The organism is Helicobacter bilis ATCC 51630 (assembly GCF_000686565.1).
Lineage (GTDB): Bacteria > Campylobacterota > Campylobacteria > Campylobacterales > Helicobacteraceae > Helicobacter_A > Helicobacter_A bilis.
In genome coordinates this window covers 1-10,213 of the sequence record NZ_JMKW01000066.1, presented here as the reverse complement: position 1 = coordinate 10,213, position 10,213 = coordinate 1, and the positions used below count along the sequence as shown (strand labels likewise).

The 10,213-nt window shown below is 35.3% G+C and carries 7 protein-coding genes and 1 pseudogene; 2 read left to right on the top strand and 6 right to left on the bottom strand.

Going from position 1 to position 10,213, the window contains the following annotated elements; all coding sequences use genetic code 11:
- From T368_RS0110130 to T368_RS0110120, 3 genes and pseudogenes are all read right to left on the bottom strand, one after another.
- A pseudogene (locus tag T368_RS0110130) lies at positions 1-193 on the bottom strand (TM2 domain-containing protein); the annotation flags it as partial.
- A gap of 548 nt (positions 194-741) precedes the next feature.
- Positions 742-2,172: a response regulator gene (locus T368_RS0110125; protein WP_004088440.1), complete on the bottom strand. Its 1,431-nt coding sequence runs from the start codon at positions 2,170-2,172 to the stop codon at positions 742-744.
- An 83-nt stretch (positions 2,173-2,255) separates the two neighbouring features.
- Positions 2,256-3,488, bottom strand: coding sequence for an ABC transporter permease (locus T368_RS0110120; RefSeq protein ID WP_004088439.1), 1,233 nt, complete (start codon positions 3,486-3,488; stop codon positions 2,256-2,258).
- 370 nt (positions 3,489-3,858) lie between these two features.
- Here T368_RS0110120 and T368_RS0110115 point away from each other — a divergent pair, with 370 nt between their 5' ends.
- Positions 3,859-4,467: a phospholipase D-like domain-containing protein gene (locus tag T368_RS0110115; RefSeq protein ID WP_004088438.1), complete on the top strand. Its 609-nt coding sequence runs from the start codon at positions 3,859-3,861 to the stop codon at positions 4,465-4,467.
- Positions 4,468-4,963: 496 nt separating this feature from the next.
- A complete protein-coding gene (gene coaBC / locus T368_RS0110110) occupies positions 4,964-6,223 on the top strand; it encodes a bifunctional phosphopantothenoylcysteine decarboxylase/phosphopantothenate--cysteine ligase CoaBC (RefSeq protein WP_004088437.1) in 1,260 nt (419 codons plus the stop codon).
- A 237-nt stretch (positions 6,224-6,460) separates the two neighbouring features.
- On the opposite strand, the gene T368_RS0110105 is transcribed toward coaBC, so the two are convergent.
- The 3 genes from T368_RS0110105 to T368_RS0110095 form a co-directional block, all read right to left on the bottom strand.
- A complete protein-coding gene (locus T368_RS0110105) occupies positions 6,461-7,897 on the bottom strand; it encodes a catalase (RefSeq protein WP_004088435.1) in 1,437 nt (478 codons plus the stop codon).
- A gap of 105 nt (positions 7,898-8,002) precedes the next feature.
- A complete protein-coding gene (locus tag T368_RS0110100) occupies positions 8,003-8,458 on the bottom strand; it encodes an ankyrin repeat domain-containing protein (protein WP_004088433.1) in 456 nt (151 codons plus the stop codon).
- 233 nt (positions 8,459-8,691) lie between these two features.
- The gene (locus T368_RS0110095) at positions 8,692-10,047 is read right to left on the bottom strand and encodes a class II 3-deoxy-7-phosphoheptulonate synthase (protein ID WP_004088431.1); all 1,356 of its coding nucleotides are present in this window, start codon (positions 10,045-10,047) and stop codon (positions 8,692-8,694) included.
- Positions 10,048-10,213: the final 166 nt, after the last annotated feature.

Genomic DNA, 10,213 nt, shown 5'->3' with positions numbered 1-10,213 from the left:
TATCTACACCAACTACACCACCAATTATGCCACATATTAATCCTGTCATAGGGGTTTTAAACTGGATTGTAGCTAGCATGCTTGCCTTATCGTCAGGTAACTTTTCGAGCCACTTTTGTATGCCAACAAGTGTGCCTTCAGGTAAGAGATTTGCCCATGTAGCAGTAAGCGCCATAAGCTGACTTTGATCCATTTTTTCTCCTTACTTAAACTAAATTGAAAGTTGATTTTACAAAAAAAAAAAAACGAGTCAAGCATTATTAAACATTTATTTACAATTATTATAAAATACAATAAAAGTATGAAAAATTTTATGAAATAGAGTTGCTAGGAATGCAAAAATATGAAGTAAATATGCTATGTAGAAATTCCCAAGCAATGGAGCGCAAAGCTTGATACCAAATAGACAACATAAAATCTTAAAAATACAGATTCTACTTTGTGTTGCAATGTAGCTAAAAATGAAACATCTTTTCTAGAATCTATATAGATATATCTGTTGCATTTTACATGCTGCCCATAGAATCTTAGCCTGTCATGATTAAAAGTAAATTCACAGAAAGTGTAATAAATATAATCCTTGAATGCTAACGATTCTCAAAATCCCAAATACCACAACCTACAAGATTCAACATGCAAATACAATATAGCTTTATGTTTGTAATTCTGCTTTAAATAAGACATGCGAGATTCTCAAATTTCACAGAATCTTGAATTAATCGCATCTTTGAGAACTAATGATTAAATAACCATTCGTATAGCATCAGAGAAGCCTTCAGCGTCATTTGCTAATACATAATATTCTACACCGATTGCTCTGCCTTCCTCCATTACATCGTATTCAAGTGGTGTGGGTGTAACTACGATAAACACAGGGTTTTTCGCATTTGGCGTTGCTTTATATTCTCGTATGAAATCAAAGGCTAGTAATCCCATGTTTTTATAATCAAGCACAACTATATCTTGTGGTTTTGCCCCTAGCTTTGCAAGTGCATCAAAGGGGTTATGTTCAATCGTTACCTTAAGTCCAGAATCTACGCGTTCAATAAGCTGTTGGGATTTAAATGACTTTGTGTCGTTTTCTTGTATCACCATGACATTTTGCATACTAAGCTTTTCTAAATCTTTTAGCAGTCCAAAAAGCTCTTTTGTCTTTGCGGATACGACTTTATTTTTATCAAGCCCTTTGAGAAAATAGCGTAGGTAAGTCTTTGAATTATATCCACCATGAATGTCTGCATCGCGGAAAAATTTCTTTACATACTGATTTGTCTTTGCACGCGCCCACATTGCCTTATCTAGCTCATAACCTTTTGTATTAAGTAGCTTTATAAAACGCCCCTTTATTTCAGCAGTCATAGGGGCAAATACATCAGCAAAGGTTTGAAAATGCTTTTCTTTAAAGACTTGCAATCTCGCACTCTCTCTTGCGATAATATCTTTTTGTTTGGCGATATAATCTATCAAATCTACAAATCTTCTGCGTAAAACTTTCACTTCTTTTTCAAACTCTAAGTATTCCTTGCTTTTTTTATCAGGCATTAGTCTTAAAGTTCGCTCTTCTTCTTCGAGTTTTCTGCCAAGCGGTTCAGATTCTGCCTTTGCACCTGCCATGCCTATTTTCACATCTTCGATATATTGCTCTAAATGAGTGTAAGAGACTTGTCGCACCAAAAAGATTCTCTCAAAAGCATAGGGCAGTGGATATTGTGTCTTTTTGTTATACTCTTCAAAGTCTCTATATAGTGATGCAACTTCATGCTTAACCGCTTTTAACTCTTTATTTTCAAGCATAGAATCTAAATCGCACAAATCATTATAAGCGGTAAATAAAAAGCGTTTCATACGCATAAAGTCAAGCTCTTTATTGCCCTCAATAAAATCATGATGATGACTTAAGATATTCTTTTCTCTTGCGAAATATTCGTTAATGCAATCTTCTGGAGATTTCGTAACAGGTATTGCCTCTTCATCTTCTAGTGAAATTTTTAATTGCATTTTTACGACAACGCGATTTTCTACTACAAATTCAACCTCAATGTTTGTTGCTAACTCTTCTTCTTCGCCCTGCCACACATCAAAGGTAAATGGATAAACGCGTTTATTGAGTGTTTGCTCTACTTTACCCTCTTTATTTGCAGGATCTAAACTTATAATTTGCCCTTCTAGCATTATTGCTCCTTAAGTTATGACAAAACATAAAACTTTATATTATATCTAAAAACATGTATTTTCAAACACAATAATCTAAAATTCTACTCATTACGCAAGACTTGCAATACATCTATTTTGCTTGCTTTTTTAGCAGGATAATATGACGATAAGCACACAATAACACATGCTCCAATGATAGTCCATAATAAATCACTCCAAAGTAACTCAATAGGCAGTTTTGATACACCATACACATCAGCAGGGATTGAGATAATATCAAAAGTCTTTAGAATCCACATGACAATAAATGCCCCAATTACGCCAAATACAATGCCACTCCCGCCAATCACTGCACCTAAGCGGAAAAATATCTGCTTTACATGTTTCTTACTTGCCCCAAGACTAATCAGCAGGGCAATCTCTTTTCGCCTATTCATCACAACCATAAGCAATGAGCTAATAATATTTAAACTCGCCATAAGAATAATTAACATAAGCACCAAAAACAAAGCCTTTTTCTCCAACTCCATAGCCGCAAAGAAATTGCCATTTTGCTCCCACCAGCCTTGTGCCTCTGCATGCACGATATTGCCAATCTCTTTCATATAAGATTCTATAGCAAGGCGGATAGATTCTATATCTTTCATAGGCTCATTAGAAAAGATATGAAATCCCTCATAAGCCCCATTTCCCACACCACGCAATGCTTGTAATGCCTCAAAAGTCGTATAAACAATGGAGTTATCATAGTTTCGCAGACCACTTGTAAAAGTGCCATCAATGCCAAATTTTTTCATCTTTGGGGTAAGGGCTATGCCTGTTGGGGCAAGCTCTGTAAATATGAGTGTAACTTTTTCATCTTTATTTAGCCCAAGTGAGTAGTAAAATGTCTCACCCATAATGAGATTAAAGGTATTGCTAAACTCTTTTGTGCGACTTTCATATAAGACCTTATTGACATTTTTCTCTCTCTCTAGATCGATTGCATACACAACGAGTGGATAGATTTCTGCATTCATGCGGATTACTGCTTGTGTTTGCATATATGGGCTAAATTTTAATTTTGGAAACTTTTCTTCTAGATATTCTAAAAGCTCTTTTGATAGCCCCCTATTAGAAGTTGCAAAAATAGTAATTGGATAATTCATTATAAAAAGCTTGTGTTCAAACTCTTTTATCATGCCATTCATAATACTCATCGTTACTAAAAGCACCATAACGCCCACACCCACACCAAGAAAGGCTAAAATCGCAGTGATTGATATAAAAGGCTGCGTTTTATCAAACTTAAGATAATGTCGCAATATAAATGTTATAAGGCGTGTATTTTGCATAGAATCCCTTTTTGTGAAGCCATAAAATTTTAAGTATTATAACAAAATCATTTTAGGTTTCTAAATAACTAAGTGTGAGTGCGGGGGTTTAACGATAAGACATAAATAAAAATAACTGGATAGAATCTTGCGGAAATGAAAGGTTAATACTCTGTGTCATCTGTGAAAAATGATATAATTTCAGTTTTGAATAATATTTAAATTTATATTTGGGGTACATATGAGATTATAGAAAATGAGCCAAAAATAAAAAAAGTGAACCATCTCATATAATTATCAAATCCGAGAAACATTGTGAAGTGAGCAAACGCGGTATTAGAAAAAAGGAAACACACGAAGACAAAGCCCCAGCGATTAACAAAAATATGAGATGGACACAACGGTTATAAAGCTTTTTGCCACACTCATTGATACAAGTAACTTTAATGCAAAAAATAAAGCTTTTAAAGAAAATATAGAGAAATTTAGCAATCTCACAGCAGAAGCAATACAAAAGCAAGTCAATTTGGAGCTTGATCTAAGCGAGGGAGCGACCATAGAAACAGCACAGCATAAAGAATATTTACTCTACGCGCTTAAAAATGCAAAACAAGCAGTCTATATCCATAGCCCTTGGGTGCGACACAAAGTAGTAAAAGAATATGAAAAAGACATAGAATCTGCATTGCAAAAAGGTATAAAAGTTTCTATCAAATATGGACTAAAGCCACGCAATAGATTTGAGAAAGCTCCTATTGATCCAGAATCTAAAATGCTTTTTGACAAATGGGATAAATCTTATCCAAACTTTAAAGCAAACACAGATGATAATCACTCCAAGATTCTAATATGCGATGATGAGTTTATGATTGTAGGGAGTTTTAACTGGCTAAGTTTTGGGGGATTAGCTGATAAAGATGGCGATATAAGAGGCGAGACTTCAAGCGTGGTAAAAAATTTAGATTCTATACAAAAAGAGATAGACAAGTTTAAAAAATAGTATAGCTAAATGTGCAAGAAATACCAATATCTAAGTTTATTTATACTTAATTAAAGAGATTTCATATATTATCCAATTTTAAAGACAATAAAATACAATATATTATTGTAAGGTATCGCAATACATGGATTGAACTTGGGACTTATGGGCTTCAAGGACATAGAGATTATGCGGAATGCGGTGAAAAGACAAAGGGGCAAAATAAAGCAACAAGTATTAAATACTTAATGCTTGTTGCAGGCAAGAGTTCTTACAGATTGCTTATCTTATGTATATATACCCTAATTGCTTGATATATCCCTGTTAGTTTTACTTAACTTGAAATGTGCTTTTGCCACAAATTCAACAACAAAGCAGAGTTATAGCCCTAGAGGGCAGTAAGTTTATACACATCAAACACAACTCAAAATACTCAGCATATTTCACCCAAAAATCCCATAGTTGCATTTTCCCCTATTATTAAGTATAATCGCACATAAGCACATAAAGGAAAAATATGTTAAAAGATAAAAAGATTCTCATATTTGTGAGTGGCTCTATTGCGATTTATAAGATTTTAATGCTAATTAGATCTTTGCGTAAAGAGGGGGCATTAGTCCGCGTTGTCGCTACGCAAAGTGCGTTGAAATTCATCACGCCTCTAAGCTTTGAGACGCTAAGCAATACGCCCTTGCTTCATGATAGTAATGAATGCTGGGCTAGCATGCCTTACACGGATTCAAACACTTTAGAATCTAATATGCAAAAAGATTCCAACCCACCGCAAAATCACATTGGCTATGCGAAATGGGCTGATATTGCCCTTTTTGCGCCACTCACTGCAAATAGTCTCAATAAACTCGCAAATGGCATTGCTGACAATATCTACCTATCAACCGCCCTTGCCCTGCCAAATATCCCAAAGCTTTTCGCCCCAAGTGCAAATACTCTCATGCTAGAAAATCCTATTACGCAGAAAAACATAGAGATTCTAAAAAATAGCGGCTATGAGATTATTAACCCAGCCTTAGGCATGCTAGCATGTGGTGATATAGGCAATGGGGCGATGGCAGACACTGAAACTATGCTTTTTGCCTTAAAGAAAGCGGTTTTTAACAATCCATACTGGCAGGATAAATACGCCATTGTTACAGGTGGTGGCAGTATTGAAGAGATTGATTCTGTGCGGTGTATTAGCAATCATTCAAGCGGTATGCAGGCTAGCAATCTTGCTTTAGCGCTCTATTATTTAGGTGCGAAAGTCATTTTCATTAGCTCGAAATCGCCCATAATCTTACCGCCAAGCATTAAACATATACAAGTAAAAAGCTCAAAAGATTATGAAAACGCACTTAAACATACAATAGATTCTATAAAGAATGAGAAAATCTATCTCTTCATGGCAGCAGCAATAAGCGATTATATCCCACATAAAAGAGAGGGCAAGTTAAAAAAGAAAGATTTAGGCGATACAATGACCCTAGAGTTGCATGAGAATAAGGATATTTTAGCCTCACTTAATGCTACTAATCTTATAAAGATTGGCTTTAAAGCAGAATGCGACAAAGAAAATGCGAAGATTAACGCAAAAAATGCACTTATTAAAAAACAATGCTCTATGATGTGCCTTAATATTATCAGTGAATCTAATATGAGTTTTGGGGCTACTCACAATGAACTCTATCTTATCACAAAAGATTCTGAAAAATATATACAAGGCACAAAGCTTGAAGTAAGTTTAGAAATCTGTCTGCATTTACAAGCTCTTGGGCTATAACCTAATTATAATCTTAATTGTTACTAAATAATCATACATCTTGTTGTATAAAATATAATGCAGCCAACTAAGGGCTAAGTTTAATCATAAAAAACACACAGCAGAAATCTTCATATTCCTAAATTGCTTCCCATTGCAATAGGTTTATATTCTATGTGAGTGCAATGAAACTCAAATAATCTGCACATATCTAAAGACACTGCGTCATGTTTCATGCAAGCTCACAGAGAATTTAGGCTATAAGCCTAAAAGTTCGGCCACTCTCTTACCATAGGCTGCATCTGCTTTCGTGAAGTGCTCAATCTGTCGTCTTTGAATATCAACTGGCACACCTTCCATTGCTTCCTTAATATTTTGACAAAGCACTTCTTTTTGACTAGCATCCATAAGACGATACAAATCTCCTGCTTGACTATAGTAGTCATTGTCATCATCTCTATGATTATATCTTGTTATAACATTGCCCTCTTGAATATGTAATGGAGGCTCGATTGCTTTAGAATCTTCCGCATAATCATTAAATATACTTGGATTATAGTTTCTCTCTCCACCAAAACTTCCTCTTTGCATGTAACCATCTCTGTGTGTATTGCTCACAGATGCAATAGCAGCATTTACAGGAAGTTGGGAATGATTGATTCCAAGCCTATATCTCTGCGTGTCACCATAGCTAAAAAGTCTTCCTTGTAACATCTTATCTGGACTATACCCAACACCTGGGACAATGTTGGCTGGATTAAATGCGGCTTGTTCTACCTCGGCAAAATAATTTTCTGGATTCTTATTTAGCTCTAAAATTCCCACTTCAATAAGCGGATAATCTTTGTGACTCCATACCTTTGTCAAATCAAAGGGATTTACCTTGTAATTCTGGGCTTCTTTTTCAGGCATAACCTGCACACAGAAACTCCATTTAGGAAAATTTCCTTTTTCAATGTTTTCAAACAAGTCTTTTTGATGCGACTCTCTATCTTTTGCTATAATTGCCTCTGCTTCTGCATTGGTTAGGTTATGGATCCCTTGCATAGATTTAAAGTGAAACTTTACCCAAAAACGCTCATTTTTTGCATTAATAAAACTATAGGTATGACTACCAAATCCATGCATCTCCCTATAGCTTCTTGGGATCCCTCTATCACTCATAAGAATTGTTACTTGATGAAGTGATTCTGGATGCAAACTCCAAAAATCCCACGCTGCCGTTGCAGATCGTAAGTTTGTCTTTGGATCCCTTTTTTGCGTATGAATAAAATCAGGAAATTTTACTGCATCTTTAATAAAAAAGACAGGTGTGTTATTTCCTACAATATCCCAATTGCCTTCATTTGTATAAAATTTTAATGCAAATCCACGTACATCGCGTTCTGCATCAGCCGCTCCTCTTTCTCCTGCGACAGTCGAAAAACGTAAAAATGCTTTTGTCTTCTTACCTACTTGACTAAAAATATCTGCTTTGGAATACATGGTAATATCGTTAGTGATTGTAAGTTCTCCATAAGCTGCACTTCCTTTAGCATGCACGACACGCTCTGGAATTCTCTCCCGATCAAAATGTGCCAACTTTTCTAAAAGCCAAGTATCCTGTAAAAGTGTGGGACCTCTACTACCTGCTGTAATCGAGTTTTGATTGTCACCGATTGGTGTGCCTGTTGCTGTTGTAAGCTTTTTGCTCATATTAAATCCTTTCAGAGCATATAGTCTATAACCATATTACTCTGCTAGACATACTATCATATTAAAATAAATGCAAATTAACAAAATCAAAGTTGTTCAAAACATTCATCTATTGAAGAGAAAAATAGCAATCTTTTGCATAAAAGACAATCTTTGTTTTTTATATTTAAGCAAAAGTTCAATGATATTCTTTCTTCTAAACATAATGGCGCAATTAATAGGAGTTAATCCTCGCCCATTATCTGCGTCTACATCCGCACCATATTGTATGAGAAGTTCAGCCATCTCATAATATCCCTTAAAACACACTCCAGCCAAAGGCGTTTGATTCTTATCATTTCTTTTATCGACATCTGCCCCATATTCTAAGAGCATTTTTGCAGTTTCCAAGCTATTATTATAGGCAGCAAGCATAAGCAAGGTGTTTCCATGATGATTAGCCAAATTAACATTTAATCCAGCTTTAATCATAATCTCTAATGCTTCCTTATCATTTTGCCTTGCAAAATCAAAACTTTGTGCAACAAACTCTTCTAGCCTCCGCTCATCTTCTGTATCCATTAATCACCTTTCAATAAAAATATATCTTATCTTACATATAGATACACAAACTCCATATTTATAAAATAAGTATGCAGGAAAGACAAAGCATCTTAGCATTTTAACCCCACATATCAAAGTGCATTAAGATACATCTCATTGTTTTTGATCGCAACGACTACAAACATAAGTATATAACCCATCTAATTCTTATTATATTTTTTATGCACTTATATAACGTTTTATATGAAATATCATACAGCTCGATTGGCAAGTATTTGTGCCAACATAAAGCTTAGCTCAAGTGCCTGTGTAGCATTTAGCCTTGGATCGCATTGCGTGTGATAATTTGTATGCAGCTTATCTTCTGCAATGGCTTGTATTCCTCCCACGCATTCTGTCACATCGGCACCAGTCATTTCCAAATGCACACCACCTGCAATGCTACCCTGTGCAGCATGTATAGCAAAAAATTGTTCAATCTCGCTTACAATATCTTCAAATGCACGAGTTTTATAACCATTGCTTGCTACTTTTGTGTTACCATGCATTGGATCGCAACTCCATAAAACATTGCGTCCAGCATTACATATTTCTTTAAGCAATTTTGGAAATTTATCTCCAATTTTATCGGCTCCCATACGTACAATAAGGCTTAATCGACCTGCTTCATTATTTGGATTTAAAATATCACAAATTTTCAATATATCATCTTTTGTAGCATTGGGTCCGATTTTTACCCCAAGTGGATTTCTAACGCCACGTAAAAACTCCAAATGCGCATGATCAATATCTCGTGTACGCTCCCCTATCCACAACATATGTGCAGAGCAGTCATACCAATTACCACTAAGTGAATCTTGTCTTGTTAGAGCTTCTTCATAATGCAACACAAGCGCTTCATGCGATGTATAAAATGATACTTCTTTAAGTTGGCGAGTATTACTTGTATCAATACCGCATGCCTTCATAAAACGCAATGATTTTGCTATATCACTTGCTAACTCGGCGTATTTTTTACCAAAGTTATTATTTTCGACAAAGCTAAGATTCCATAAATGCACCTGTTCTAAATTCGCAAATCCACCTTGAGAAAATGCACGCAAAAGATTAAGCGTACTTGCACTTTGATGATATCCCTTTAACAGGCGAGTTGGATCTGGCTCTCTTTTGTCAAGATCTTGTGAGTTAATCAAATCACCTCTATAACTAGGATAATTCACGCCATCTATAGTTTCTATATCGCTACTTCTAGGTTTTGCAAATTGTCCTGCCAAACGACCGACCTTTACTATTGGACAACCTGATGCAAAGGTTAGAATTACACTCATTTGTAAAATAATCTTAAACATATCTCTAATATTGTTTGCATTAAATTGTGAGAAACTCTCCGCACAATCGCCCCCTTGCAATACAAATGCTTCGCCGCGACTAGCCTTTGCAAACTTTTCTTTCAAACTATCTGCTTCTTTAGCAAATACTAATGGTGGTAAGCCTGATAGCTCTTTCTCTACAGATTCTATAGCACTCTTATCTGTGTAGATTGGGTGCTGCTTGATTGGGAAATCTCTCCAACTGCTTTTATTCCATGTAGTTGTTGTTATAGACATTGTATTCCTTTCTTCATAAAACACATAATCGCTCTTGTATCTATTTATTCTCAAGCAAAACCATAACTTCGTTTTTGCGTTGTTGTATCATGTTATTGCTCATTGTTTTTTCCTTTATTCTTTCTCAAGTCAAAACCCAATTTCACTAACATACAAACAGCAATTA

Coding starts and splice junctions, on each gene's coding strand:
- T368_RS0110105 (WP_004088435.1), bottom strand. CDS start 7,897: ATGAGCAAAAAGCTTACAACAGCAACAGGCACACCAATCGGTGACAAT.
- T368_RS0110120 (WP_004088439.1), bottom strand. CDS start 3,488: ATGCAAAATACACGCCTTATAACATTTATATTGCGACATTATCTTAAG.
- T368_RS0110095 (WP_004088431.1), bottom strand. CDS start 10,047: ATGTCTATAACAACAACTACATGGAATAAAAGCAGTTGGAGAGATTTC.
- T368_RS0110100 (WP_004088433.1), bottom strand. CDS start 8,458: ATGGATACAGAAGATGAGCGGAGGCTAGAAGAGTTTGTTGCACAAAGT.
- T368_RS0110115 (WP_004088438.1), top strand. CDS start 3,859: ATGGACACAACGGTTATAAAGCTTTTTGCCACACTCATTGATACAAGT.
- T368_RS0110125 (WP_004088440.1), bottom strand. CDS start 2,172: ATGCTAGAAGGGCAAATTATAAGTTTAGATCCTGCAAATAAAGAGGGT.
- coaBC (WP_004088437.1), top strand. CDS start 4,964: ATGTTAAAAGATAAAAAGATTCTCATATTTGTGAGTGGCTCTATTGCG.